The 24,853-nt window shown below is 40.6% G+C and carries 30 protein-coding genes and 1 pseudogene; 10 read left to right on the plus strand and 21 right to left on the minus strand.

The window, feature by feature from the left end:
* Positions 1-58: 58 nt before the first annotated feature.
* Complete coding sequence (gpr, locus tag D5F11_RS01030; RefSeq protein WP_425470716.1) at positions 59-1,207, minus strand: GPR endopeptidase; 1,149 nt, start codon at positions 1,205-1,207, stop codon at positions 59-61.
* A gap of 338 nt (positions 1,208-1,545) precedes the next feature.
* On the opposite strand from gpr, the gene rpsT reads away from it, so the two are divergent.
* On the plus strand, positions 1,546-1,809 hold the full coding sequence (rpsT, locus tag D5F11_RS01035; RefSeq protein ID WP_120114913.1) for a 30S ribosomal protein S20: 264 nt from the start codon (positions 1,546-1,548) through the stop codon (positions 1,807-1,809).
* A gap of 121 nt (positions 1,810-1,930) precedes the next feature.
* Here rpsT and holA read toward each other — a convergent pair whose 3' ends face one another.
* The gene (gene holA / locus D5F11_RS01040) at positions 1,931-2,950 is read right to left on the minus strand and encodes a DNA polymerase III subunit delta (RefSeq protein ID WP_120114912.1); all 1,020 of its coding nucleotides are present in this window, start codon (positions 2,948-2,950) and stop codon (positions 1,931-1,933) included.
* A 294-nt stretch (positions 2,951-3,244) separates the two neighbouring features.
* On the opposite strand from holA, the gene D5F11_RS01045 reads away from it, so the two are divergent.
* Positions 3,245-3,391, plus strand: coding sequence for a YqzM family protein (locus tag D5F11_RS01045; RefSeq protein ID WP_120114911.1), 147 nt, complete (start codon positions 3,245-3,247; stop codon positions 3,389-3,391).
* Between the two features lie 279 nt (positions 3,392-3,670).
* Here the strand turns inward: D5F11_RS01045 and D5F11_RS01050 are convergent, their stop codons facing one another.
* The 3 genes from D5F11_RS01050 to D5F11_RS01060 all read right to left on the minus strand — a co-directional run bounded on the left by D5F11_RS01050 (position 3,671) and on the right by D5F11_RS01060 (position 7,633).
* Positions 3,671-5,998 (minus strand): DNA internalization-related competence protein ComEC/Rec2, encoded by a 2,328-nt coding sequence (locus tag D5F11_RS01050; protein WP_185830424.1) that lies wholly within the window; start codon positions 5,996-5,998, stop codon positions 3,671-3,673.
* 494 nt (positions 5,999-6,492) lie between these two features.
* Entirely contained in the window at positions 6,493-6,957 is a 465-nt protein-coding gene (locus tag D5F11_RS01055) for a ComE operon protein 2 (protein ID WP_120114909.1), read from the minus strand.
* Positions 6,958-7,012: 55 nt separating this feature from the next.
* Entirely contained in the window at positions 7,013-7,633 is a 621-nt protein-coding gene (locus D5F11_RS01060; RefSeq protein WP_120114908.1) for a helix-hairpin-helix domain-containing protein, read from the minus strand.
* Positions 7,634-7,720: 87 nt separating this feature from the next.
* Here D5F11_RS01060 and comER point away from each other — a divergent pair, with 87 nt between their 5' ends.
* Positions 7,721-8,539 (plus strand): late competence protein ComER, encoded by an 819-nt coding sequence (gene comER, locus D5F11_RS01065; RefSeq protein ID WP_120114907.1) that lies wholly within the window; start codon positions 7,721-7,723, stop codon positions 8,537-8,539.
* A gap of 281 nt (positions 8,540-8,820) precedes the next feature.
* Here comER and D5F11_RS01070 read toward each other — a convergent pair whose 3' ends face one another.
* The 9 genes from D5F11_RS01070 to D5F11_RS01105 are packed head-to-tail and all read right to left on the minus strand — an operon-like array spanning position 8,821 to position 14,028.
* Positions 8,821-9,567: a class I SAM-dependent DNA methyltransferase gene (locus D5F11_RS01070; protein WP_120114906.1), complete on the minus strand. Its 747-nt coding sequence runs from the start codon at positions 9,565-9,567 to the stop codon at positions 8,821-8,823.
* On the minus strand, positions 9,564-9,920 hold the full coding sequence (gene rsfS, locus D5F11_RS01075; RefSeq protein WP_120114905.1) for a ribosome silencing factor: 357 nt from the start codon (positions 9,918-9,920) through the stop codon (positions 9,564-9,566). Before rsfS ends, D5F11_RS01070 begins: the two co-directional genes overlap by 4 nt.
* A gap of 14 nt (positions 9,921-9,934) precedes the next feature.
* Positions 9,935-10,492 (minus strand): bis(5'-nucleosyl)-tetraphosphatase (symmetrical) YqeK, encoded by a 558-nt coding sequence (gene yqeK / locus D5F11_RS01080; RefSeq protein ID WP_120114904.1) that lies wholly within the window; start codon positions 10,490-10,492, stop codon positions 9,935-9,937.
* Positions 10,482-11,054, minus strand: coding sequence for a nicotinate-nucleotide adenylyltransferase (locus D5F11_RS01085; RefSeq protein ID WP_120114903.1), 573 nt, complete (start codon positions 11,052-11,054; stop codon positions 10,482-10,484). Before D5F11_RS01085 ends, yqeK begins: the two co-directional genes overlap by 11 nt.
* Before the next feature lie 4 nt (positions 11,055-11,058).
* Complete coding sequence (gene yhbY / locus D5F11_RS01090) at positions 11,059-11,358, minus strand: ribosome assembly RNA-binding protein YhbY (RefSeq protein ID WP_120114902.1); 300 nt, start codon at positions 11,356-11,358, stop codon at positions 11,059-11,061.
* Positions 11,352-12,194, minus strand: coding sequence for a shikimate dehydrogenase (aroE, locus tag D5F11_RS01095; protein ID WP_120114901.1), 843 nt, complete (start codon positions 12,192-12,194; stop codon positions 11,352-11,354). Before aroE ends, yhbY begins: the two co-directional genes overlap by 7 nt.
* A gap of 24 nt (positions 12,195-12,218) precedes the next feature.
* Positions 12,219-12,365, minus strand: a complete 147-nt coding sequence (locus D5F11_RS25760) for a hypothetical protein (protein ID WP_185830425.1) — start codon at positions 12,363-12,365, stop codon at positions 12,219-12,221.
* A gap of 44 nt (positions 12,366-12,409) precedes the next feature.
* Positions 12,410-13,516, minus strand: a complete 1,107-nt coding sequence (gene yqeH / locus D5F11_RS01100) for a ribosome biogenesis GTPase YqeH (protein WP_120115103.1) — start codon at positions 13,514-13,516, stop codon at positions 12,410-12,412.
* Complete coding sequence (locus D5F11_RS01105) at positions 13,513-14,028, minus strand: YqeG family HAD IIIA-type phosphatase (RefSeq protein ID WP_120114900.1); 516 nt, start codon at positions 14,026-14,028, stop codon at positions 13,513-13,515. The genes yqeH and D5F11_RS01105 overlap by 4 nt, the downstream gene beginning before the upstream one ends.
* 340 nt (positions 14,029-14,368) lie before the next feature.
* Between D5F11_RS01105 and sda the strand changes: the two genes are divergently transcribed.
* A complete protein-coding gene (sda, locus tag D5F11_RS01110) occupies positions 14,369-14,509 on the plus strand; it encodes a sporulation histidine kinase inhibitor Sda (protein ID WP_120114899.1) in 141 nt (46 codons plus the stop codon).
* Between the two features lie 548 nt (positions 14,510-15,057).
* Here the strand turns inward: sda and D5F11_RS01115 are convergent.
* A complete protein-coding gene (locus tag D5F11_RS01115; protein ID WP_120114898.1) occupies positions 15,058-15,852 on the minus strand; it encodes a phosphatidylserine decarboxylase in 795 nt (264 codons plus the stop codon).
* 104 nt (positions 15,853-15,956) lie between these two features.
* Between D5F11_RS01115 and pssA the strand changes: the two genes are divergently transcribed.
* Positions 15,957-16,496 (plus strand): CDP-diacylglycerol--serine O-phosphatidyltransferase, encoded by a 540-nt coding sequence (gene pssA / locus D5F11_RS01120; RefSeq protein WP_120114897.1) that lies wholly within the window; start codon positions 15,957-15,959, stop codon positions 16,494-16,496.
* A 47-nt stretch (positions 16,497-16,543) separates the two neighbouring features.
* Here the strand turns inward: pssA and D5F11_RS25765 are convergent, their stop codons facing one another.
* From D5F11_RS25765 to D5F11_RS25770, 3 genes are all read right to left on the minus strand, one after another.
* A complete protein-coding gene (locus tag D5F11_RS25765) occupies positions 16,544-16,690 on the minus strand; it encodes a hypothetical protein (RefSeq protein ID WP_185830426.1) in 147 nt (48 codons plus the stop codon).
* 29 nt (positions 16,691-16,719) lie between these two features.
* Positions 16,720-17,457, minus strand: coding sequence for an RNA polymerase sporulation sigma factor SigK (gene sigK, locus D5F11_RS01125; protein WP_120114896.1), 738 nt, complete (start codon positions 17,455-17,457; stop codon positions 16,720-16,722).
* Positions 17,458-18,018: 561 nt separating this feature from the next.
* Positions 18,019-18,159 carry a hypothetical protein gene (locus D5F11_RS25770; protein ID WP_185830427.1) on the minus strand — a complete coding sequence of 47 codons (141 nt, stop codon included), beginning with the start codon at positions 18,157-18,159 and terminating at the stop codon, positions 18,019-18,021.
* A 173-nt stretch (positions 18,160-18,332) separates the two neighbouring features.
* Here D5F11_RS25770 and D5F11_RS27235 point away from each other — a divergent pair, with 173 nt between their 5' ends.
* From D5F11_RS27235 to D5F11_RS27965, 4 genes are all read left to right on the plus strand, one after another.
* Positions 18,333-19,745, plus strand: a complete 1,413-nt coding sequence (locus D5F11_RS27235) for a thermonuclease family protein (protein WP_245998004.1) — start codon at positions 18,333-18,335, stop codon at positions 19,743-19,745.
* Positions 19,746-20,082: 337 nt separating this feature from the next.
* A complete protein-coding gene (locus tag D5F11_RS25775; RefSeq protein ID WP_185830459.1) occupies positions 20,083-20,277 on the plus strand; it encodes a hypothetical protein in 195 nt (64 codons plus the stop codon).
* Positions 20,184-20,669, plus strand: coding sequence for a DUF1828 domain-containing protein (locus D5F11_RS01135; RefSeq protein ID WP_120115102.1), 486 nt, complete (start codon positions 20,184-20,186; stop codon positions 20,667-20,669). The genes D5F11_RS25775 and D5F11_RS01135 overlap by 94 nt, the downstream gene beginning before the upstream one ends.
* A gap of 28 nt (positions 20,670-20,697) precedes the next feature.
* The gene (locus D5F11_RS27965; RefSeq protein ID WP_373316027.1) at positions 20,698-20,853 is read left to right on the plus strand and encodes a hypothetical protein; all 156 of its coding nucleotides are present in this window, start codon (positions 20,698-20,700) and stop codon (positions 20,851-20,853) included.
* A 77-nt stretch (positions 20,854-20,930) separates the two neighbouring features.
* Here D5F11_RS27965 and D5F11_RS01145 read toward each other — a convergent pair.
* Positions 20,931-21,233 (minus strand): annotated as a pseudogene (locus D5F11_RS01145) (sigma factor); the annotation flags it as partial.
* Between the two features lie 114 nt (positions 21,234-21,347).
* Here D5F11_RS01145 and D5F11_RS01150 point away from each other — a divergent pair.
* Positions 21,348-23,135 (plus strand): M3 family oligoendopeptidase, encoded by a 1,788-nt coding sequence (locus tag D5F11_RS01150; protein WP_120114894.1) that lies wholly within the window; start codon positions 21,348-21,350, stop codon positions 23,133-23,135.
* 41 nt (positions 23,136-23,176) lie between these two features.
* Here D5F11_RS01150 and mtnN read toward each other — a convergent pair whose 3' ends face one another.
* Positions 23,177-23,875 carry a 5'-methylthioadenosine/S-adenosylhomocysteine nucleosidase gene (gene mtnN / locus D5F11_RS01155; protein ID WP_120114893.1) on the minus strand — a complete coding sequence of 233 codons (699 nt, stop codon included), beginning with the start codon at positions 23,873-23,875 and terminating at the stop codon, positions 23,177-23,179.
* Between the two features lie 305 nt (positions 23,876-24,180).
* The gene (locus tag D5F11_RS01160; protein WP_120114892.1) at positions 24,181-24,810 is read right to left on the minus strand and encodes a DUF1510 family protein; all 630 of its coding nucleotides are present in this window, start codon (positions 24,808-24,810) and stop codon (positions 24,181-24,183) included.
* Between the last annotated feature and the right edge of the window lie 43 nt (positions 24,811-24,853).

The following is a 24,853-nucleotide window of genomic DNA, read 5'->3' on the forward strand; positions in this document are numbered from 1 at the left end:
CCGCCTACTCTAGTAATTATTTTATGTAAATGAGAGTATTAATAGAACCGCAAGTCTATTATCGTGTTTTAAATCCGGCATCTTTTTTATCAACAGATAAATGGAGTGCCGCATTTAAACCTGCAGCAATAAGATTGGCCATATCTTCAATAAATACATCCACCTCTTTGGGCGTAACCATCAGATTATGTCCCAATGGTGCCAGAACTTCCTGGATCAGTCTTCTTTTTTCTTCATCATCCAGCATCCCAACAATCCCCATAAAACTTCTCCTTTGATCCTCGCCAGGTAAATCCTGTTCTGTAAGCTTCTTCTTTTTACCGAAAGTTAGGCCCGCCGGCGCCAATGATCTTGATGGCTGCCCTGATTCTTTTATTTCTCTTCCAAAGTGCTTCAAAATATAATCGATCGTATCACTTGTAATGGTAACTGCGTCAACCACTGTTGGTACACCGATAGAAATGACTGGAATCCCTAACGTTTCTTTGCTTAATTCCTTTCTTTTGTTGCCGACTCCTGAACCCGGATGGATACCCGTATCTGAAATCTGGATTGTTGAATTGACCCGATCAATAGAACGAGATGCCAGCGCATCGATTGCTATTATAAAATCTGGCTTTGATTTTTCAGCTACGCCGAAAATGATATCGCTTGTCTCGATGCCTGTGATGCCCATCACCCCGGGAGAAATGGAACTGACAGGTCGGTAGCCCTCCTCAACATCCTGTGCTTCAAGTTCAAATAGATGCCTCGTGATGATCAAATTTTCACAAACCCTTGGTCCAAGCGAATCAGGCGTTACATTCCAGTTGCCAAGTCCTACAACCAGACAACTCGCTGATTTTGGTATACCGAGCATTGTTACAAACCGGCTGAATTCCAATGCAAAAACTTCTTGTACTTTTTGCTGAAGGACAGTGTCTTGGTTTCTGATGCCTTGCACTTCAATCGTTAAATAATTCCCGGCCTTTTTTCCAATCTGCTCCTCACCTTCGGGGGTTATGTTGACAGAAGAAATAGTTACTCCATCCTGCTCCCGCTCTTCGACCATGACACCGTTTATTTCACGCTGTTGCTCCTTTTCCAATTGGTCAAGAGCCATTTCAAATGCTTCTTTCGCCAAATCGGTCCTGATTGAGTACCTGCTTAAATCCAATTCATTTTCTTTCAATGTACAAGATACCTCCCTTGCTGTTCGCTTTACCATTCATCTTCTCCGTTCTTGTGATGGTTCATTCACAGAAGAGAGCCGGATTGTCATTTAACTTCATTCAGCAGAAATCTCCCACTTCGGTAAGTGGTGAGATGAATGCATATTAGTATTCCATTCAGAGGGGGTTCAACCCCGGCTGAATAAAGTCAAAGCCTCCGGCGGATGCCACAGATTTTCAGGGGAAATTTATCGAGCTTAAGCTCGATAAAATCTGGGCGCAAATACGCCAAGGCGCATTTGATTATTGCAATATTAGAGCCCGTTTGGTAAAATACTCTTGTTCTATTGGATAACGAATGGGCAAACCGAATGGTCTGTGGGAGGTGAACGAAATGCCAAACATTAAATCTGCGATTAAACGTGTAAAAATCAATGAATATAAAAACGAACAAAATGCAGCATTTAAATCATCTATGCGTACAGCTGTCAAAAAGTTTGAAGCTGCTGCAGCTCAAAATGACGAAAATGCTAAAGAACTGTTCAAAAATGCAGTCAAGCAATTGGACAAAGCTGTCACAAAAGGAATCATCCATAAAAATACAGCCAACCGTCAAAAAGCGCGCTTGGCTAAAAAGCTCAGTGCCATTACTGCATAATTAAAAACGACCTGTTCAAGGTCGTTTTTTCGTAGCTATGGTCAGTTATTAATGGCTGATTGGTCATTTATTCATGCTGCATTCAGCCGCAAACATGCTACAAAGCCTCCGCTTGTATTCTTTACGATTTCCCCTTCAGAATTTGCATCAATAACAATTCCACTGCGACTGACCGATCCAGCCCGCCAGTTTTTAATTTAAGGTCGCATTCCGCTATCAAATCAATGATCTTCTTCAGCTCATCGTTTGAAAAGGAAGCTGCATGCCCTGCCGCCAATTTCACTCGATAAGGATGGACCTTCAACAAACCAGCTGCATGCTTTTGACTGTATCCCCGCCCTGTCAATTCCTTGACCTGATAAATGAGTCTAAATTGGCCCGCAATGAGAGATAGTATTTTAATCGGCTCTTCATTTTGTTTCATCAAATCGTAATAAATGCGAAATGTCTCTTCACTTTCCTTATTAATAAAGCTCTCTGTCAAGGCAAATACATTCTGTTCTAAAGATCTTGATATGAGGCTTTTAACTGTTTCTTCAGTGATCAACCCTTTTTCTCCCACATTCAAAGATAGTTTAATCAGTTCCTCGTTCAACACCATCAAGTCATTTCCTGCCATAAACAGCAATATGTCGACAGCCGGCTCCTCTATTTCGGCATGATGGAAAATCGCACGTTCTTTGATCCAACTTTTTAACTGGGGCTCGTTCAGCGGTTTCGCCTCAAAAACTTCTGCATTTTTTTTGAGCAGCTTAGTGATTTTTTTCCGCTCGTCCAACTTTTCATAATCAGCAATGAAGACCATCACTGTGTACGGAGCAGGATCGCTTAAGTATTTCTCCAGTCTTTTCAGATCATGCTCCACCTTCTCCTTTTGCTTCCCAGCCGTTAAAAATAAAGGATTATGCACAATCACCAGTTTTTTTTCACCCATGAACGGATAAGTTTCTGCATCCTCGATTGCAAGCTCCACCGGTGTTTCTTCAAGATCATAAGCTGAATAGTTAAATTCCTCACTGTCATTCGTTAACACGTTCGCCATCAGTTTTTGTTTTATGTCATTGATTAAAAAGCTTTGCGTTCCGTATAATAAATATATTGACGAAAATGTTTTGTTCCTAATATTTTTCATTATGCTCATACGATATTCTTCTCACTTTCCAGACTTTAAGGCTATATATTATCGTAAGGAAAGAGAAGAAGTTTGACAAGAGGCAAAGGGGGCTTTCCCATACAAGCCAAAGCCCCCTAATCTATATTGAACGCCTTTAAACGAGGCCTAGGACACTCATTCAAAAGCGGAGTAACGTCCGTAAAGATAGTTTGACCACAAGCAAAAAAAGTATATGTGTCAACTCTTGTCAACTGAGGTAAAAGGAAAGTGGATTTTTTTCAAAGCTTCATCTATACTATAGTGGAAATAGGAGGGGTAGTTGTGAGAGAATCTGAATTTGAATTTGAACAAAATGTACAGTCCACGCGTAATGATGCTGTCGATTCAGGAGTTGGTTTCGTTGTATCATTTGTATTCTTCACAGCCATTTTTGTGATTGGCACAGTAATCGAAGTGCTCGGAAAGTAATCAGAAAAAGAGCCTTAAGAAGAAGGCGTTTGGAGCAATAATGGTTTTTGGCGGGAATCATGCAATTATTCATCCAAGAAAGAAGAAGTTTGCGTAAAAGGCGAGCTTCTTCTTTTCCTTTATGTGCGTGTTCAAAAAGTTGCCAAATTAGAAGCAAAAAGATCGAGGCGGCGAAGTTACGAGCAGCTGAATATATGCTTTTAGATACATGAGTAGTACAGAAACAAGCCAACGAAGAGATTTGCCGCTTATTATTGGTTGATTTTTTGAACATCCTCTTTAAGGACTTCTCGCACTATCATATGGCAGCACCGTCTTAAAGGTTCCCCCTTTGGATGTAAATCGATAGTGAATTGCACCGGACTCATCCGTCCGTACTGTTCGTACATTCTCTCCTTCAAGAATTTCCAGGACCTCAGCATGTGGATGGCCGTACCTGTTTGATTTTCCCGCCGAAATAACAGCATATTCAGGGCTTATCATTTGAATGAAAGGCTCGCTGGACGATCCCCGGCTGCCATGATGGCCCACTTTTAACACATCAATCTCCAGCTTGCCGTATGCTGATATCACTTCCTGTTCTCCCCCTTTCTCCAAATCACCGGTAAACAGCCAGCTAAGTCCTCCAAAGTAAGCATGCAGAACAAGTGAATCATCATTCCCTTCGTATTCATCATCAAATGGATAAACGAAATAAAACGATCCTGATTTATTTTCCCACCCATATCCGGCTTTTACTTCTTTCACTTTTATCTTTTCTTCAAAAGCACGATTTACGATATCCGCCATCATCGGTTTTTCCCAGGAATTCGGACTGATTAAAATTTCTCCAATTTTCAGTTCACTGATCAGCTCATCAGCCGCTCCGATATGGTCGGCATCGCTATGGGTTAAAATCAATTTATCAATCCGGCTGATCTTTTTACTTTTTAAAAAAGGGAGCAGCGTGTCTCTTCCTACCTTGAACGGCTTCCTTCTCTCTTGCCATTCGGCAACAGGGAAATGGAGCTGCCCGCCCGTATCAATCATGTAGACTCCGCGATTGTAAGGGAGCTTGATTAAAATACTGTCACCTTGTCCTACATCAACGAAAACCACTTCTCCATAAGGCGAGTACTTTTGACTTGCAGAATATGCAGTTAAAACAAGGATAAGAGGTAAAGCGCATTTTAGAGGATGAATCCTCCTTTCCCTCAATACGAAAAAAATCAGGATGCCGCCCACGATGAAAATCATGCTGAGAGCCGAGGGCTTCCCTGTCAAAAACATTGAATAAGGCATGGATCCGGCTGCTGATGCAACTTTCTCTGAGAAATGTACAACCCCGTCAAGAACTCCAGCCACAAAATCAAAAAACGGCAATTTTATAAATGAAATAGCAAAAAGCAAGAAAACAGCCGGCAATAAGATGATTGTATAAAACGGGACGAAAAGCAGGTTTGCAGCGATACTGATTAAGGAAAATTCGTAAAAATGATAAGAAAGAATAGGCAATGAGGAAAGCATGGAAATGAGCGATATGTTTATCATTTGTAAAATGACATGTACTTTTTGATGGAGAAAGTAAGCGAATGATACTGTCAATGCAAAGCTGACTGCAAAGGAAAGCTGAAAACCAATATGATAAATCAATAAAGGGTCAAATAAAAGAAACAACATGAAACTAAGTGAAAAAATATCCAGTGTGGAGAGCGGAAGCCGCCATCTATTTGCCGATAAAATCAGGATAGCCATTATGACTGCCCTAATTACTGGAGGATTGCCGCCACTCAAGACTGCATATACCGGCAAAAGGAAAAAAAGCGTCCAAAAGACGGTCTCTCTCGTCATCCCCGCCCATATACACAAAAAGAAAACACTCCCGACAATGATGCCCACATGAAGACCGGATATGGCAAGTAAATGCACCACCCCAAGCTGTTTATATGAATGATCCGCCTCTTCTGAAATGAATGATCTTTCGCCAAAAATGAGCGCAGAAGCATAAGAAGCCAGTTTTTCCGGAAATTCGTTTTCAATTACTTGCACGCCTAATGCACGCAAGTTTTGTAAAGTGGCCGTCAAAGATGTACCGCTTGAATGGCAATCAAAAGTGGAGATACTGCCCGGTTCAAATATCCAGTGGATGTTCATTCTTTTTAAATATTGTTCATAATTAAAAGCATGCTCATTTCGATTGGCTTCAGGCCATACTAATTTACCATCCACAGTGCAGGCAGTTCCGGCACGCAGCTTCCTTACTAGTTCATCTTTTTCACCTTCTGTAGGAATTTTATAAAGTAGCATAAATTTTTCTTTTTGAGGGGAGACGGCGACAGCTTTGAGTCGATTTCCGTCAATTTGAGGATATTCTTTGAAGGTCAGAACAACAGCTTGAAGTTTCGCAGGGGATTTGTAGTAAGAAACATGTGTAACTTTCGTATACTCACTGGCAAAAAAGAATAATAGTACAAAGGCAAAGTAAAAGATGAGTATTTTGAAGCTTTCACGATGAACAATCCTAATGATAATGATGGAAAGTACAAGGATTGATATCAAATGCAGCTCAAAAGACAAAAGAATGCCAGTGAAAGCTGCCAGCGCCATGAAAACCCATTTTCCTGACATAGCTGCCTCCTTTGTTAAGTAATGATAAGGGGCGGTTCCAGCCCCCTTTTTTATAAGAGAAAGCATAAAATTAAATGAAATATTTTGTTCAAATTAAGATTTTATATGTCTGCTAGTACTAGTGCAAGCGAAGCGACAGGATATGGCGGCTTGAGGAGGCCAGGCGCCATCGGCGCAAGGATCAAGTCACGCGGAAGTTTATTCAGGAAGAATGTGCTCCTGCGGCACAGCTCATTCAAGGAAGCATATGTTTCCTTCGTCGCAAAGCTGCATGAAGCATACTCAAGGAAGCTTTTCACGATGTAATTGAAATGAGCAGCTTTGCNCATTCAAGGAAGCATATGTTTCCTTCGTCGCAAAGCTGCATGAAGCATACTCAAGGAAGCTTTTCACGATGTAATTGAAATGAGCAGCTTTGCTGTGGTGGCTGAGGAAACGCCTTCTCGCAATTCGCCTTGTGCTTGTCACCTAAGGCTGCGCGACTTTCACTTTTCTTATTCATTTGCATAGGCAAATTTCATGAAGATGTCCCTATCCAGCGGCACCTGTTCCATATGAACCCCAGCCTGTTCAAATAATTCGACTGCGTGCGGATGATTTTTATAATCCTCAGCGTAATACACCGCCTTTATTCCTGCCTGAATAATCCCCTTCGTGCATTGGAGACATGGGAAATGTGTGACGTATATTTCCGCTCCATCCGTCAGAACTCCAAATTTCGCACATTGGATAATTGCATTCATTTCGGCGTGGATCGTCCTGACGCAATGCCCGTCAATCACATAACAGCCTTCGTCAATACAATGGACACCACCTGCGATTGATCCGTTATATCCCCCTGCAATAATCCTATTATCCCTTACGATTGTCGCTCCGACCGTAAGTCTCGTGCAAGTGCTTCGGAATGATAATAAATGGCTTTGGGCCATGAAATACTGTTTCCAAGATATTCTTTCCATATGCTGCTCCCTTTTTGACGTTTTCTTTTAGTTTATCGGCTTGTATCTGCTCCAGTCAATTGACAGTGATTGATTCCTGCAGTTTTTCAAATGTTTTTTCACCGATGCCTGAAACATTCTGAATATCTTCCACCTTTTTAAAAGGCCCCTGCTCCTCTCTATAGTCAATGATTGCTTGTGCTTTGGCCGGGCCCACTCCTGGAAGGTTCTGAAGCTCAGATAAATCAGCCCGATTGATATTTATCTTACCAGCTGCCTGAGTACTTGAAGGGGCTGCCATTGCAGGCAGCGCTTCTTCGACGACCTCTCCTTTTTCCGGTATATAAATGATCATTTCATCATGGACTTTTTGAGCAAAATTAACCTGCTTCTCATCGGCGGTATTGATCAGCCCTCCAGCCTGATCAATAGCATCAAGAACTCGATCTCCCTCCTTAGCCTCATAAAGTCCAGGCGAAGAAACAGCTCCTTTCACATCGACAAAGAGCGGCCCTGAAGCTACCTCGTGTTCTTCCATTTCAAAAGGTTTCTCACTTTTCTCCTCCATCACTCCAGGTAGGCCAGCATCACCCCCGGCTGATAGTTCCTCTTTTGGTTTACTAATAAAAAGAAATACCACAAGAGCAGTTACGACGCCACCGATTAAAAGCATCTTATATTTTTCCAGCCAAATCATTTCAAATCGCCAGCCTTTCTATATGAATAATTTTCTTTTAAAAGCATAGATTGTCAGGGATAGAGAAAAGTTGAAGGGGGGAACAGCATGAAGGTCGGAATTATTGGAACTGGAAACATGGGAACCATTCTTCTAGAGGCCTTGATCACTGGCGGAGCGGTTTCTCCTTCGGATCTCATGATCACCAATCGGACAAAACCTAAAGCTGACAGGCTTAAACAAGTGTATGGAGATATCACTGTGGAAAACCCGGACGAAGTCATAAAGCAGTCAGATATCATTTTTATTTGTGTAAAGCCGTTGGATATTATTTCTTTGACAAAAGAAAAAGCTCCATTGTTCAGTCGGGAAAAATGTCTTGTTTCGATTACCAGCCCTATCCAGGTGCCTTGGCTGGAGCAGTTGGTTGATTCATCTTGTGTACGAATCATTCCAAGCATCACGAACAGGGCTTTAGCAGGAGTGTCTCTGTTTACGTTTGGAAGCAGTTGTAAAAAACATTGGAAAGATACATTGTGGGAGATGTTTTCCAAGGTATCCGTCCCACTTGAAATAGATGAAAGCATTATTCGGGTTTCCTCGGATATTGTAAGTTGTGGACCTGCGTTTATCAGTTTTTTGACAAGAAGTTTCATCGAAGCCGCAGTGGCAGAAACTAAAATTGATGAGGATACAGCAACGATGCTGTCAGAAAATATGTTGATTGGACTGGGGGAGCTTTTAAAACAGAAGCATTACACATTGCCTACCTTACAGGAAAAAGTTTGCGTCAAAGGAGGAATTACAGGAGAAGGCATCGCTGTCATGGAGCAGGAAAAAGGGGAATTGTTTGAAAAGCTTTTCCGCGCAACACATAAAAAATTTGCCGATGAAGCCTTTCATATCTACAAAAAATTTAACTCATAACAATGTATTCTATATTCAAAGCAAAATCCCTTCTTTTTTTATGGGTCGTATCGCAAAAAAGAAGGAGGCCCAAGCACCAATGATACTAGGGCAAACAAGACATCGGACGGTCGTACCCTGAGCATGCTGAGGCCACAGGGTGCGACGCTTTAAAGCAGCGACGGGCAAGGAATCCCTAGTACCACGGACGGACAGGAAGTACTAGTGCAAGCGAAGCGACAGGATGTCGCGTCCTGAGCCTGCCGAAGCCACAGGACTTCGCAATCTGAGGCGGCCTCCCCTTATTTTTTTCTGCACGTAAAAAAGATGCGTTGAGATGTTTCCTCCGGAGGAGCATCGCTAAAATCAGTAGTGACGGAAAGAACATCAAAGCTGGCTTCCTGAAGCCAATTTATAAAATCACGTACCGGAAAGGTTCTCTGTTGGTGAAACTCTTCGATTCGGTCATACCGGCCTGACTCTTCGTCCAAAACAAAGAAGGTCAAATCATGCTCAACTGAATGAGGCTCTTCTCCTGGGAAGGAGCTCCATATATAAGCAACTTCCTCCTCATTCAATGTAAACGTCTGATTTGAAAAAATTTGGGCCATTTGATAAGTGGAATGGACATCAAATAGGAACAAGCCTTCCGGCGCTAAATGACTATGGACATGACGAAAGGTATCCCTTACTTCTTCAGGCGTTGATAAATAATTGAGGGAGTCGCAAAATATCGTGGCAATGTCGTATTCTGGTAATCCCTCGAGCTTGCTCATATCTTGTTGGAACAAGGGAAAAACCACGCCTTCTTTTCCTGCTTTTTCTGCAGCAACAGCCAGCATATTCTCTGACATATCCACTCCAGTTACATCGAACCCCTTCTTGATCAGGCGGATAGACAACTCACCCGTACCGCAGCCTAAATCAAGCACCCGGTTTCCGGGTGCCTGAAAGTGTTCCGTTTCCTCGCATAAATATCGGACCCAGCTATCATATGGCGCATCAGCCATCAAATGGTCGTATACATACGCTAGCTGTTCATAACTCACGGAGCCAATTCCTTTTGGATATTTTCGATCGGGGCATCTCCCCAAAGCCTTTCAAGATTGTAATAGTTTCTTTCATCTCTATGGAACACGTGTGCAATCACATCCCCCATGTCAATCAAAACCCATTTGGCTTCTTCGAATCCTTCTATTTTCTTGACATCAAGGCCCGCTTTCTCTGCAGCTGATTTCACTTCCCGTGCAATCGCCTGAACCTGTTTTTCTGATGTCCCATGGCAGATGAGAAAATAATCCGTAATAAGTGAAATCCCTTGCATATTCAAGACCACAATGTCTTCCGCTTTTTTGTCATCGGCAGCCTTTACTACCGTTTTCAAAAGTGCTTTTGAATCCAAATTTTATCTCCTCCTTATTTTTTAAACATATCGTTATATGCTTCAAATGTGTCAGGAAAAACAGGGGTAGATTTGTCGATTAAAAACTTGATTGTATTGCCCAGAGACTTTCTTAAAGCTTTATCCAAATCAATGTCTGCAAGCATTCTAACTTCATCAAGACCGTCAAACTGCCTTCCTGGCTCTATATAATCCGCAATATAAATGATTTTTTCCAGGAGCGACATTCCTGCCCTCCCGGTTGTATGATAGCGGATCGCATTGAAAATATCTAGATCATCAATTCCTATTTCGTCCCGGACAAGTATAGCTCCTGCCGGACCATGCCAAAGTTCCGGATGGTAATCCACTAACCGGGGATCCATCTGATGATCAGAAATGATTTTTCTCAACCCATCGACAGGAAGAAGTTTGGCGTAATCATGAAAAATCGCAGCCAGAACTGTTTTCTCAACATCTTCTCCATATTTGACAGCAAGTTTTTCTGCTGTTTCCGCGACCCTTTTTGTATGTTCATATCGCGGACCTGCTATTTTTTCATTGACTATAGTAAAAGCTTGTTCACGATTCATATAAATAATTCTCCTCTATATAACGAATAACCTGATCCGGCAATAAATATTTTATGGACATTCCTCTTTTTATTCGGTCTCTGATCATGGAGGAAGAAATTTCAATCATCGGGACTTCGACAAATTTAACCGGATAGGGACTTTCCAATTTATTATGAGGCCGATTCGTACCAACAAACTGAACAAGCTTGACTAACTCTTCAATATTATACCAGTGGGGCAAATATTCCACCATGTCAGCCCCGATAATAAAATAATAGTCGTTATCCGGATTCTTCTCTTTTAATATCTTCATCGTATCGTATGTGTAAGAGCGTCCGGCTTGATTTAATTCTATTGTTTCTATAGAAAATTTCGGATGTCCTTCAATAGCCCTTTCCAGCATGGCCAGTCGATTTTCCGCCGTAGTCCCGGTATTCCGGTCTTTGTGTGGCGGTTCATGATTAGGCATAAATTTCACTTCATCAAGCCCCAAACGATCCAGTACTTCATTTGCTATGATCAGATGACCCAGATGCAGAGGATCAAACGTTCCTCCCAAAATGCCTATTTTCCTTTTCATCCGATCAACCCTTTGCCGGCAGCTCTATTTGTTTGTTTTCACGTGATTCCTTATATAGAACGATGATTCGCCCGATGATTTGTACAAGTTCACTATGAGTGCCTCTGACTATTTCCTCAGCCACAGTCTCCCTGTCTTCTTCACAATTTTGAAGAATGCTTATTTTGAGCAGCTCCCGCGCTTCTAATGCATCATCAATCTGTTTTATCATATTTTCGCTTACTCCGCCTTTTCCAACTTGAAAAATAGGCTGGAGATGATGCGCTTTTGCTCGTAAAAATCTTTTTTGCTTTCCAGTCAGCATGGTGATTCCTCCAAGAAATTAGTCAAAGTCTGTTTCATGCGCAAGACATCCGGTTTGACATTTGTCCATTTTTCAAAAGCCAACGCCCCTTGATAAACAAGCATGCCAAGGCCGTTTTGCGTTTTTGCCCCTTTTTGTGCCGCCTGTTTAAGGAACATTGTTTCAGCTGGATTATAAATAATGTCAGAAACAAAAGCAGATGACCTGACACCTTCTAATGAAATAGGGCTTTTACCTATCTCAGGATCCATTCCTATGGAAGTCGTCTGTATAATCAAGGAATAGTCCCCAATGTTTGCTTCCCCTTCTTCCAATGTTATCGCTTTTGAATCAGCTTGATAAGGCTGGCCTGCAATCAATGCTTCTGCTTTTTGAATCGTCCTGTTACAAATATCCACCCGCTGAACCCCAATGGACAATAATGTATAATAGATCGCCTTTGCCGCACCTCCGGCTCCTATTATTAAGGCCCGCTCCCCTGTAAAATCTTCTTTCCAAGCTTGCTTGAGAGACTCCACAAAGCCGGCGCCGTCAGTATTATAGCCGACTAATAAATTATCTTCCCTGACAACCGTATTGACTGCGCCGATGGCTTCAGCAAGCGGATCAACTTTATCCAATAATGGAATGATAGCTGTTTTATGAGGGATAGTGACATTAAAACCGGCAACCCCTATCACTTTCATTCCATCTACAGCCATTTTCAAATCCTTCCCTTTTATATGGAATGGATGATAATAAGCATCGATTTCAAGCTCCTGGAGCTCTTTATTATGCATTGCCGGTGATAATGAATGGGCTATCGGATCCCCGATCACGCCATATAATTTTTTCAAACCAATCATCCTGTCTTTATATAATCAAATGCGCCTTGGCGTATTTACGCCCAGATTTTTATCGAGCCCCGCTCGATAAACTTCCTCTGAAAATCTGTGGCATCCGCCGGAGGCTTTAACTTTATTCAGCCGGTGTTTGAACCCCCTGCTGAATGGAATACCAATTTGCATTCATCTCACCACTTACAGAAGTGGGAGACTTCTGCTAAATGAAGTTAAATAAGAGAAGGCCTTAATAAGACCGAAACACCTTTAGGCGCATACGCCGCAACCTGCGCTCCCTGTTCTTTTAACGTGATCCAGCCAAGCCCCGAAAAGACGATATCCATTTTATCATCTTTTAATTTGAATTCATGTCTGACGAGCTCCGGAAAATTTTCAAGCTCCTCTTTTCCTGGAGGCTGAAGCATTTCACCAGCATGTTTCTCATACAGCTCGTCCGCCTTTTCAAGCTTGGTCCGGTGGATATCAATGCTATTCGCCAAATAACAAACAACTGGTCTACGACCACCTTTGATGTAATCAAACCTTGCAAGACCTCCGAAGAATAATGTCTGGTTTTCATTTAATTGATAGACACGCGGTTTGATTTCTTTTTTAGGCGTAATGATCTTCAAATCTTTTTTACTTACATAGTGTGCCATTTGATGATGGTTGATAATGCCCGGGGTATCAACGAGACTTTTTCCGTCATCCAGCGAGATTTCAATCATATCGAGCGTTGTGCCTGGCACATGTGAAGTGGTAATCACATCATTCCCACCCGCAGCAGTCTTAATGATACGGTTGATAAACGTAGACTTTCCTACATTAGTACAGCCTACAATATACACATCTTTTCCCTGGCGAAGAGAGTCGATTTCAGCAAGTGCCTCTTGGATTCCGTTGCCTTTCGCAGCACTGACAAGTAAAACATCCAAAGGACTGAGTCCCAATTCCTTCGCCTGCTTTTTCATCCAGTTGACCAATTTATTTGTGTTGGTCGATTTTGGCAGAAGATCCGCTTTATTACCAACTAAAAGAATTGGATTTTTGCCAACAAACCTTTGAAGACCAGGAATCCAGCTTCCATTGAAATCAAAAATATCAATGATCTTAACAATCAGGCTGTCTGTATTACCAATCGCATGGAGGATATCCAGGAAGCTTTGATCCGACAATTCCACGTCCTGCACTTCGTTGTAATGTCTTAAGCGAAAGCATCTCTGGCAGATGATTTCTTCTTTCTCCAATGCAGAGCGAGGTGTATATCCGAGTTCACCCGGCCTATCAGTCTGGATAGCTACACCGCAACCGATGCAATGTAAATTGTTCACGTTCATTCCTCCCATTTAACTAGACCTCTACGTTTAAACTTAGACATGATCCTTCTTTCCACCATTCGGTTAAAGCGCGTAAAAAAACCATCTGACTGGGCAACTGGGACAACAAGAATAGTATAAAATCCGGCACGATTGCCCCCGAACACATCTGTCAAAAGCTGGTCGCCGATAATCACAGTCTCCTCACGCGATAATCCCATTTCTCTCACGGCCCGCTTAAAAGCTTTCCTGGATGGCTTTTTGGCTCTATGAATAAATGGGATATTCAATGGATTAGAAAAATCTCCTACTCTTTTTTCATTATTGTTCGAAACAATCGTCACTTTCATGTCATGGCTCTTTAACTCCTCCAGCCATTCGATTAGCTGGGGAGTAGCATAAGGGCGGTCCCATTCAACAAGTGTATTATCCAAATCAGTGATAATTCCTTTCACGCCCTTTGCTTTTAAAACAGCTGGATCTATTGAAAAAATGCTTTTCACATACTCATTCGGTAAAAATTGTTTTAACAAATTATGCACCCCATTATTTCTTCATCATATTTCAATCTTAATCAATCTGCCAAAGAGTTTCAAAATATTACAGGAAGAAAAATATTTCCTAAACTTTTCGACAAATTCCAACACCAACCTAAATTGTGGGTAACTTTACGAACAGAACAAAGGTATCAACGAACAGCTTAAATCCTGTTATAAACAAATTGACCACAGGTTATCCACTGTTGATTGTGGATAAAAGAACGCTTGTTCCATAAGGTTTTCTTTGCTAAAGTGAAGTTACAATAAAAGAACTTATCATTTTATTCAATATGCCTTTGCTTTAGAACGTGAATATCTTCTGGAGGTGAAGCTGGTGAAAAAGCTATCCGACGAATTATTGATTGAAACTTATTTTAAAGCAAAAAGATTAAACCTAAACCCTGAATTCATCAGTCTTATGGAAACCGAAATAGAACGTCGCTCATTGGCTCGTCGCTCAAAAATGCCTTGCTGAACAGAGCTGTATAAAGAAAAGTACTGGATGAACTTTAATAACAAAGTCCTTCATTACCATAGAAAATCAGGTAATATCAAATTACTCCAGGCTGCTTCTTTCGACAAGTTGAAGTAAAGCTTCCTTGAATAGGTTGTATTCAAGGAATACGTTTATTTTGAATTCCTTACGAGCCTACTTCAATGATAACCGGCCCCTGCATCCTTCAGTATAATCTAAACTAGGGCCTCAGTTTGTGAAACTAAAAATAACAGAAATTTTGTTTAATTTTATGATTACTTAAGAAAAAGCGAAAGGCGCGCAGCCTTAGGCGACAAGCACAAGGCGAATTATGATGAGGGAGTTCCTCAACCACCACAGCAATTTGACTTGTGACCTCGAGCCGATGGCGCCTGGCAAGCTCAGTGCGCGACATCCTGTCGCTTCGCTTGCACTAGTACGTCCTGTATGTCGTAGCTGGACAAAGATAAAGCTTCCTTTGAATAAAATTTTCCATAAAAAGTTATACTTTCTTTACTCTTTAAATAAAGCACCTTCCCAGGTGCTTTTTATTGATTTTTTTTGCCTGACAATCTTCCAAGTGGCTCTCCCATCTTTATTTCCCCTGCTGATTTGACAATATCGCCTGGAATAAATGCTCCTTTTTGGAAAAGAAGGATTACTGTGGATCCGAAGGAAAAATAGGCGACTTCTTCTCCTTTTTCCCATTCCCGTTCCGTATTCGTGACAACAACAGAGTTGATGAACATTGCCCCAACCTTGACTACAGCAACTGTTGTCTCTTCAGAACAAATTTCGGTGACGACCCGATGATTTTTCGCCAATACAGAATGTCCAAATTTTAATCCAAACCGATTAACCGGAAACGATTTGCTCCCAAGGGAATAGCTATTTACCACTTTGCCGCTCACAGGGCTATGAATTCTGTGATAATGAGAAGGACTTAAGTATATAATGATATACGTCCCGCCTTCATACTTTTCAGTTTGATGCTTACTTCCGAGCATCTCAGAAATTGAATAAGTTTTTCCCTTGGCTATTATTTCCTTGCTGGAGGTAATAGTACCCGTGTCTTCTATTACACCATCAACAGGACTAGCGACACTGTCATGGGTGTTATCGACTACTCTTGCCCCTTCTTTCAAGCGTCTTGTGAAGAAAGAATGCAAGGTAGAATAGGATCGGATATCTTTTGACATCTCGTCCTGATTTATTTGATAATGGGCAGCGTAGGATTTAATAAAAACTCTGCTCATCCGGGAATTTGTAAACTTCCTTAATGCTGCCGATATAAATGGTCCATTTGTAAGTTCGATAAAAAAGCGATATAGAGCGGCTTTCAATCCGATTGCCTCCAAACAAATCTTAAATTTATGCTTAACTTTATGATGAAGAAACCATATAATTAAATAATGAAATATCTATTATACCGAAAAGGAGGAGTGTTATGTTTCTGTCCGATGTCGTCGATCATACGATTAAAAAATTAAAAGCCCAGATGGCCAATGTCCTAACGTTCACAAACCTGGGACTGGGTGGCTTTGCTATCATCGCAGGGACTAATGGTCAGCTTCATTTAAGCCTCCTGCTTATATTCATAGCTGCAATGACCGATCGTTTCGACGGAATGGTTGCAAGAAAGCTTCAAATCGAATCAGAACTTGGAAAACAGCTTGATTCCATAAGTGATATCATTTCCTTTGGCGTAGCACCCGCTTTGTTATTATACCAAGGAATTTTAAATTTGTTTGGTTTCCCAGGCGTCTTTTTTACAATATTTTATATTGGTTGCGGCGCTTTTCGACTTGCGAGGTTCAATATTTCCGATAATAACGGCTTTTTCACCGGTCTTCCCATTACAGCGGCAGGCTGTCTGCTTACTCTAAGTTATTTGGCAATTCCTTACCTCCCACCATTTTCTTTCTTGTTCATCACTCTCGTTCTATCACTTCTAATGATCAGCACGTTTACATTGAAAAAAGTATAATAAAAAGCCAGTTTCGCTCTTGTTCCACGAAACTGGCTTTTTATTATTTACTTCCTTCTATCCTTCATATTTTTTTCTGTCTTTTTTATCTCTTTTTCTTTTAAGAGATATTCCTGAAAAATAGCCCCTCCTTCATAAATCATCCTCTGTACTTCCAATTCGTATTGTTCGCATCCATAATTTTTTCCAAGCAAATTACTCCAGACCTCCCTTAATTTATTTGCTAACCTCCTTTTTCGTCGCCCTTCATATTTTTCATCTTATCTTTTTCCGCTCTATAAAACTCATGGAACATCTTCATTAGAGCCCTTTTTTCAATTCGCGAGACATAACTTCTTGAAATACCTAGTTCTTTGGCTATTTCCCGCTGTGTCCGTTCCTTTTCAAGATTCAGACCAAATCTGCCGACAATCACTTCTTTTTCCCTTTCATCCAGTACGTCAATATACTCCTTGATTTTTTCCAGCTCCATATTTAGTTGAATCGTATCAAAAATATCCTCTGCATCAGATTTCAATACATCAATTAATGAGATTTCGTTTCCTTCTTTATCCTGCCCGATCGGATCATGCAGAGAAACGTCTTTGCGTGTTTTTTTGAGGGCCCGTAAGTGCATGAGAATCTCATTCTCTATACATCTCGCTGCGTATGTTGCAAGTTTTGTTCCTTTTCCGAACGAATAGCTTTCAATCGCCTTGATTAACCCGATGGTACCGATTGAAATTAAATCCTCTGAATCTTCTCCAGTATTTTCGAATTTCTTAACGATGTGGGCGACAAGCCGGAGGTTATGTTCGATCAATATGTTCCGTGCTTCTTCATCTCCTTCCGCCATTCTCATTAAGTATTTTTTTTCATCTTCCGAAGAAAGCGGCTGCGGAAATGCATTATTCTTTACATATGACACAAGGAAAATAAGTTCTTTGAACAGCAAGCCGATAGCCGTAATGATTCCCGACAAATGCTCACCCCCCTGATGTAATGACCCACTGATTACATGTATATGATGATCAAAAAGGACAATTGCTTGTCTAACGAAAATAGTTCTTGTTTTCAAGGGCTTTGTTATGAAAATTAGAGTATTTATCAAATACGCGTACACAAAGGTTGAGACGGGAAGCAAAAACACTGTTACGGTTCTAATAATTCAATACAACACTAATGATTCGTTTGACCAACTGCTAAAAAATTGAAGTGTTTGAGCGGGACTTACATGAAGAGATATTAAGATTTTTTAAGGAACAAATTATTCACATGAAAATTTCAATTTGAGTACTGAGAAAAACCATATTTTCGCAGGGTAAAATTGAAATTTCGGCTAATTTTTAACGATTGTTTAGATAAATATGGTAATCTATCTATATTGCAATATTACTTAAGAAATTGGCGCACTTAAAAAAATTTAAATAAATTATAGGGATATTCGCACATGAAAATAGTCTCCACTCACTAATTTTGTTACACAATGTCTTTATGCTTATTTTGTTTTGTATAAAGATGATCGTATGTAGCAGAACCTAAATTAATTTGGAGGTACAAAAATCAAATGCGCTTTGGCGTATTTGCGCCCAAATTTTATCGAGCCCCGCTCGTTAACCTCCTCTGAAAATCTGTGGCATCCGCCGGAGGCTTTAACTTTATTCAGCCGGGGTTTGCCCCCCACTAAAAATTTGCATTCACCTCACCACTTACAGAAGTGAGAGATTTCTGCTAAATGAAGTCAAATAATAGCAGATTAGCCCTTCGAGGCTTTTCTTATAAAATCTTGGGAGCAAAATGTTTCCGAGAACTTAAACAATTTGTATTGTAACAAAAATAAAACGGGGGTAATTTAAGTTGTTTGTTAATCTTTTGCTAATTATGACCTTCTTAGGTAGCGGGATGGCATTTTTAGCTTTCATCGTCCTCTCTATTATTAGAGGCTTATTCAAAAAAGGACCAAATTTTAAATTTATTAGCTTGGTAACAGGTGTTCCGGCTCTGGTTTTATTCATTTTTACTATCGTTTTGTTATCTTATGATGAACCGGAAGAAGCCGTCTCAACAGCACCAGAAAAACAAACTGAGACTGAGTTGGTTGAGGAAGAAAAAACATTTACACCAAAATTAAAGATTGCTAGTGAAGTTATTGATAACCAAGTTGAGATAGCTGGGGAAACTAATCTCCCTGATAAAACTGCCCTCTTGGTTACTTTAAAGAACAACAAAGATAAAAATATAGAAAAAACTACCTCTGTCAAGGACGGGAAATTTTCTTTAGATGCTATCCCTATTGAAGAGTTGAAATCTGGAAAACAAAAGTTTGAATTATCACTGTCTGATGACCAGCCTGATTCAGTTATAGAAATTATTGGTGTCGACGGAAGATTATTGACTGGCGAACTGATTGATGATGAAAAACAATTAATCGTAACGGCCAAAATGGATGTTCCCAGCGAGCGCTCCCCTCCTAGTGACGTAAAGGGAGAAAAAGTTAAAGTCACCCATGCTGTTGATGGTGACACTATCGTTGTGGATCTGGATGGAAAAGAAGAGAAAGTCCGAATGATTCTAGTCGATACCCCTGAAACCAAACATCCGCAAATGGGAGTCCAACCATTCGGACCAGAAGCGGTTGAATTCACGGCTAAGACTCTCGAGGGGAAAACAGTCACTCTTGAATTCGGAACACAAGAAAGAGACAAATCTGGAAAGCTCCTAGCCTATGTATGGATTGAAGACAAGCTATTTAATAATATGCTACTGGAAAAAGGCTTTGCCAGAGTAGATGTTTCACCATCGAATACAAAGTATCTGGAAGAATTTGAAGCCACACAAGACAAAGCGAAGAAAAAAGGTATCGGCGTCTGGTCAATCAAAAATTACGTTCAAGATGACGGATTTAAAAAGCCGAAAAAGGAAAAAGAAAAATCAGTTGCTGTTGCACCTAAGAAAGAAACAAGTCAACCACCTTTGAAGAAAGCTGAACCGAAGCCAGAGCCGCAACCCGAAAAGCAAGCAGCTCCGTCGGAGCCTAAGGAAGAAGCTAAGCCCGCTCCACAACCCAAACCTGAGACAAAGCCGGCCCCTACTCCTGAGCCAGAACCGGAGCCTGCGCAGGATCAATCAGCTTGTGATATTAAAGGCAGTAAAACTGGTATATATCACGTTCCTGGAAGTACCTATTATGATAGGACAACAAACGTAGTTCAGTGGTTCTGTTCTGAGCAAGAAGCAATAAATGCTGGATACAGGGCTCCGGAGAGATAATAACAGTTTGAAGAAGCAAAAAAGAGATATGGAGAATAATTCCTACGGGCTTTTCTTAAATAAACATATAATAAGGTGGTTAATTTATCTTGGATCAACAAAATATTAACGAGTTAATCAACTGCCTGAAAAGGATTGTATATGACACCCAGAATACGGTGATTCAATAGCATACCCATTAAATGAGGATATGCTAATATGTACTTAACCGAACAACAACTGGATGATTTGGTCCTTATCCTTAAAGAGTTTTTAAAGTACTGCACTACGGCCAACGTCCACGACATTACCTTTACTTACCAAACTAAATTAATTTAACGAATGGGAGGTAGTCTTAATGATAAATAAACTCAAGCGGTTGTTTGATCAGTGGAACAACAAAAAGCTAAAATTGGAAGATTTTAATGATTTCATTGAGTTACCGCCCCTTTCGTTGATATGCATCATGATTACATTCAACTTTTTCTTACAAAAGAGAAAGATGGAAAGTTCACCATCTCAGATGATGGTCACACTGTCAGCGAACTCATGATTTTAGGAATGGATGTAAATACATCTATAAAGAAGAAACAATTTTTCAAAACCACATTGAAAATCTTTGGAGTCTCTTTCGACGGTAATGCCGATGAACTATTTGTTACCTTTGACGAACTTGAGGATTATCCAAAAAAACAGCATAACTTGCTCCAGTGCATTACCAGAGTATCAGATATGCTATTAACTGCAAAAAACACAGTGGCCAGCATCTTTTTCGAAAAAATTAACAATTACTTTGAGGATAATGACGTATTTGTTACTCCTGATGTAGGGATTATTGGAAAATCTGGAAATCAACAAGCATTTGATTTCATTACACCTAGAACAAAGAAGAAAAAAGAAAAGTTAATTAAAGCGATTAACAATCCGTCCCGGAGAAAATTATAAAGGGGTCGCCTTCTCGTTTATTGATGTTATAGATGCACGACCTAATTCTGATTTCTTTGTCTTTGCCAATGATTTGAACATCCCTATTGCTGACAAATTCTCAAGTTCCTTAAAAAATTATGATGTGGAAGTATTATCACGGTCGAACCGTGATAAATGGGTCGACCAATTAAAGGTTATATAAAAACAGTCAGGAGCGAGTTAAGCATCTGACTGTTTTTCGTTACAACTTTTATGTAAAGGTTTAGTCACGCATTATGACATTAGAATCTCATTCTCTATACACCTCGCTGCATATGTTGCAAGTTTTGTTCCTTTTCCGAACGAATAGCTTTCAATCGCCTTGATTAACGATAGTACCGATTGAAATCAAATCCTCTGAATCTTCCCCAGTATTTTCGAATTTCTTCACGATGTGGGCGACAAGCCGAAGGTTATTTTCCTGTTTCTTCATCTCCTTCCGCCATTCTCATTAAGTACGTTTTTCATCTTCCAGAGAAAGCGGCGCGGAAATGCATTATTCTTTATATACGACATCAAGCAGTAATAATGGCAAATGCTCATCCCTTATGTAATTGCTGGTCTAGCGAAAATAGTTCTTGTTCATAAGTGCTTTGTTATGAAAAACGGTTTATTTATCATATAATGAAAAGACATTTCTAGAGGAGGGGAAAGCTTTTGACTCCAACTACATATTCAATGACATGGAATCTTGATGAATTTTTTCCTGGAGGCAGTTCCTCCAAAGAATTTCTTGCTCATTTGGAGAAAGTGAAAGCCGAAATTCAATCGTTTGAAAAAAGCATAAAAGCTTGGGATGCTGCAAGCAACAAAGATACAGATCTAGTTCATATATTGGAAAAATTTCAAAAGGCTGATTTGGGACTTGAACAAGCAGAATCCTTTGTATCCTGCCTTCAGGCACAAAATATGGACGATGTAAAAGCGAATGAATTAAGGGGCATTGTGACTTCATTAGCTTCAAATTTTGATACGGCATTGACACATTTAGACAAAGCCTTTGTACAAATCGAAGAATCGAATTGGCAGAAGTTGATTGAACTGGAACCTTTACAGGAATTGCAGTTTGTTTTAAATGAAAGGCGCCGCCTAGCGGCTGAAAAACTGTCTAAAGAAGAAGAAACGCTCATTAATGATTTGGCTGTAGACGGCTATCACGGCTGGGAAGAGATGTATGATGCGATTGTCAGCCAATTAAGCATCCCTTTTAAGGAAGATGGTAAGGAAGTCCAGCTATCAGTCGGTCAAGCCCAAAACAAGTTTTCAAGTCATGACAGGGAAGTACGTAAAAATATATTCACTGAATGGGAAAAAGCTTGGGGTGAACAATCGGAGCTTCTCTCCACTACTTTAAATCATCTATCTGGATTTCGCTTAGCCGTTTATAAGAAACGCGGCTGGAATGATGTTTTGCAAGAAGCATTGGAGTACAATCGTATGAGCAAAGAAACGCTGGATATTATGTGGAAAGTGATTTCTGACAACAAAAAACCTTTTGTTGAATTTCTTGAAAGAAAAGCACGCCTGCTTGGTATGGAGAAATTAAATTGGTATGATCTGGATGCGCCAATAACAGATTCTGCAAAAACGTATAGCTATCAGGAAGGCGCCGCCTTCATCATCAATCACTTCAGGGAATTTGGCAGTGAGCTATCCCATTTTGCTGAAAAGGCATTTGAAGACAAGTGGATCGAAGCGGAAGATCGCCCTGGAAAGCGTCCAGGAGGTTTTTGTACGTCCTTTCCTTTGAGCAATCAGTCAAGGATTTTCATGACATACTCAGACACTTATGAAAATGTGTCAACGCTTGCCCATGAATTGGGTCATGCTTTCCACACTTATGCCATGAAAGATGTTCATCCTCTAAATTGCCATTATGCTATGAATGTAGCGGAAACTGCCTCGACTTTCGCAGAGACGATTGTTGCGGATGCAGCGCTCAAACTGGCTAAAAATGATGGAGAGAAGCTAGCCCTTCTTGAAAGTAAGATACAAAGTTCCATTGCTTTGCTTATGAATATCCATGCCCGTTTCCTCTTTGAGACACGCTTTTATGAAGAGCGCAAAAAGGGAATGGTGAGTACTGCAAAGCTGAATGAAATGATGGAGGATGCTCAAAAAGAAACATATGGCGATTCACTGGGACAATACCACCCGCACTTTTGGGGCTCTAAGCTTCATTTTTATATTACGGATGTTCCTTTTTATAACTTCCCTTATACGTTTGGATATTTATTTTCACTAGGTATCTACGCCCACGCGAAGAAAGAGGGGAAAGACTACGAGCAAAAGTACATTTCACTATTGAAAGACACTGGAAAAATGACTGTAGAAGAACTTGCGAAAAAACACTTGGGAGTAGACTTGACAAAAGCGGAGTTTTGGCAAGCCGGCGTTGACCTTTGTATAAAAGATGTCGAAGAGTTTCTCAGCATGACAAAATAACGGAAAAGCCGAAGGAGTCCTATTGACCCTTCGGCTTTCTATTACTTTTCCAGCATTTTGATCATTTCTATCACAAGATTAGCTGAATTGACTGAGGCTTTAATAATGAATTTGTCAAACGAAATCTCCGATTTTTGACCGGCAATATCTGATAAAGATCTGATGATGACAAAAGGAACGTCGAACTGATGCGCGACTTGTGCAATGGCTGCCCCTTCCATTTCCACTGCCTGAATATCAGGGAACTTTTCCCGGACAAATTGAACTTTATCCGGATCGCTCATAAACGTATCTCCAGTGGCAATCAGCCCTTTAATGGATTGAACCCCATCAACCGACCTTGCCGCTGCCTCAGCAATTCCTATCAAATGTTCATGTGCTTTAAAAGCCTCCGGAAGCTGTGGCACTTGGCCATACGCATAACCAAAAGCAGTTACGTCGACATCATGGTGACGGACTTCACTGGAAATGACGAGGTCACCGATGCTGAGTTCAGGATTATATCCTCCAGCAGATCCCGTATTGATTACGGCATCCGGTTTGTATCTCTCCAGTAAAATTGCAGTAGCCACGGCTGCATTCACTTTACCTATTCCAGATTTTGATAAAATGATTTCTTTATTGTTTAACGTTCCTATGAAATATTCACAATGGGCAATCTTTTCTACCTTTTGTACATCCATTTTCTCGCGTAGAAGCTCAACCTCTTCTTCCATCGCCCCTATGACTGCTATTTTCATTTCTCCAAACTCCCTTATGCTTTTATAAAATATGAAGATCCTCCGCTTCCTGTCTAGCTTATACAAGCAGGATGTTACGATAAATAAGAGTGCAAAAGACACAACAAGATCTAGCTGCCAATGCTCAACACCCAGTAACCATCACATTCTTCCACGATAATAAGTTCCATCAGCCCAGTGCACAGAAAATACTGGAGCCTGGGCCTGCTGAAGTCAGAGAGACGGTGGACTTAAGTCGGCCTTTGCCGCCCTGTTCCTTTATCTCATTGGATCTGTTTCACATCGCTATCGGACACATGTCTGATTTATCTTTTATCATTTTGAATCAGCTTTTTCACTTCAACAGGTTTCCAGCCTTCACCATCCACCCATTCGATGTAGACACGATACGTATCATCGCTCCCCTTTGCTGATACTGTCAATTCTGCCTGATTTTCGCGATTGTCGCCGCCTGTAACCCACCAGGCAGTCATGTTGTCAACCGGAATATCAACAGCGTAGGCAGCAGCCTTGAGTTTTTCATTCCAGTCAGTTGTTCCCATATTATAGGAAGATTGATGACCGCTCACCTGGTCAGTCCCTATCGGTTTCCAAGCAGGATTGACTAATACCTTCTCAACATTCGCTTCATCACTTTCCCTTTCTTCCAATTTACCGTCTTCCTCATCCTTCTCATCAGCTGTCACATCTTCTTTTGTATTATCCTCAGTCTGCACGTTCTTTTCATCAGCAGGCTGATCGTTTTTCTTTGTTTCTTCGGAATTCGATGGGCTTTTCTGCTTTTCAGTATTGTCTCCTCCGAAAAAAATGTTACCTCCGACAACTAAGATTAAAATGATGACAACCGCAATAAGCGTATTTAAAATAATGTTCGTTTTTCTCCGTTTTGCACGGAGAGCAGAACGTGATTTATCATCCTTGAAATCAATCGGCATTAAAAATCCCTCCCCGTCATTGTACCTATAATATCATGGACAG

Source organism: Siminovitchia terrae (assembly GCF_003605405.2).
GTDB classification, from domain to species: Bacteria; Bacillota; Bacilli; order Bacillales; family Bacillaceae_C; genus Siminovitchia; species Siminovitchia terrae.

Coding starts and splice junctions, on each gene's coding strand:
- rpsT (WP_120114913.1), top strand. CDS start 1,546: ATGCCAAACATTAAATCTGCGATTAAACGTGTAAAAATCAATGAATAT.
- D5F11_RS01050 (WP_185830424.1), bottom strand. CDS start 5,998: ATGTCAGGAAAATGGGTTTTCATGGCGCTGGCAGCTTTCACTGGCATT.
- gpr (WP_425470716.1), bottom strand. CDS start 1,207: ATGGTAAAGCGAACAGCAAGGGAGGTATCTTGTACATTGAAAGAAAAT.
- holA (WP_120114912.1), bottom strand. CDS start 2,950: ATGAGCATAATGAAAAATATTAGGAACAAAACATTTTCGTCAATATAT.
- yhbY (WP_120114902.1), bottom strand. CDS start 11,358: ATGCTGACTGGAAAGCAAAAAAGATTTTTACGAGCAAAAGCGCATCAT.
- comER (WP_120114907.1), top strand. CDS start 7,721: ATGAAGGTCGGAATTATTGGAACTGGAAACATGGGAACCATTCTTCTA.
- mtnN (WP_120114893.1), bottom strand. CDS start 23,875: ATGAAAATAGCAGTCATAGGGGCGATGGAAGAAGAGGTTGAGCTTCTA.
- D5F11_RS01060 (WP_120114908.1), bottom strand. CDS start 7,633: ATGATTTGGCTGGAAAAATATAAGATGCTTTTAATCGGTGGCGTCGTA.
- yqeK (WP_120114904.1), bottom strand. CDS start 10,492: ATGAATCGTGAACAAGCTTTTACTATAGTCAATGAAAAAATAGCAGGT.
- pssA (WP_120114897.1), top strand. CDS start 15,957: ATGTTTCTGTCCGATGTCGTCGATCATACGATTAAAAAATTAAAAGCC.
- yqeH (WP_120115103.1), bottom strand. CDS start 13,516: ATGAACGTGAACAATTTACATTGCATCGGTTGCGGTGTAGCTATCCAG.
- D5F11_RS25760 (WP_185830425.1), bottom strand. CDS start 12,365: ATGCAAATTGGTATTCCATTCAGCAGGGGGTTCAAACACCGGCTGAAT.
- D5F11_RS25775 (WP_185830459.1), top strand. CDS start 20,083: ATGATAAATAAACTCAAGCGGTTGTTTGATCAGTGGAACAACAAAAAG.
- D5F11_RS01055 (WP_120114909.1), bottom strand. CDS start 6,957: ATGGAAAGAATATCTTGGAAACAGTATTTCATGGCCCAAAGCCATTTA.
- D5F11_RS01135 (WP_120115102.1), top strand. CDS start 20,184: ATGCATCATGATTACATTCAACTTTTTCTTACAAAAGAGAAAGATGGA.
- D5F11_RS01160 (WP_120114892.1), bottom strand. CDS start 24,810: ATGCCGATTGATTTCAAGGATGATAAATCACGTTCTGCTCTCCGTGCA.
- D5F11_RS01085 (WP_120114903.1), bottom strand. CDS start 11,054: ATGAAAAGGAAAATAGGCATTTTGGGAGGAACGTTTGATCCTCTGCAT.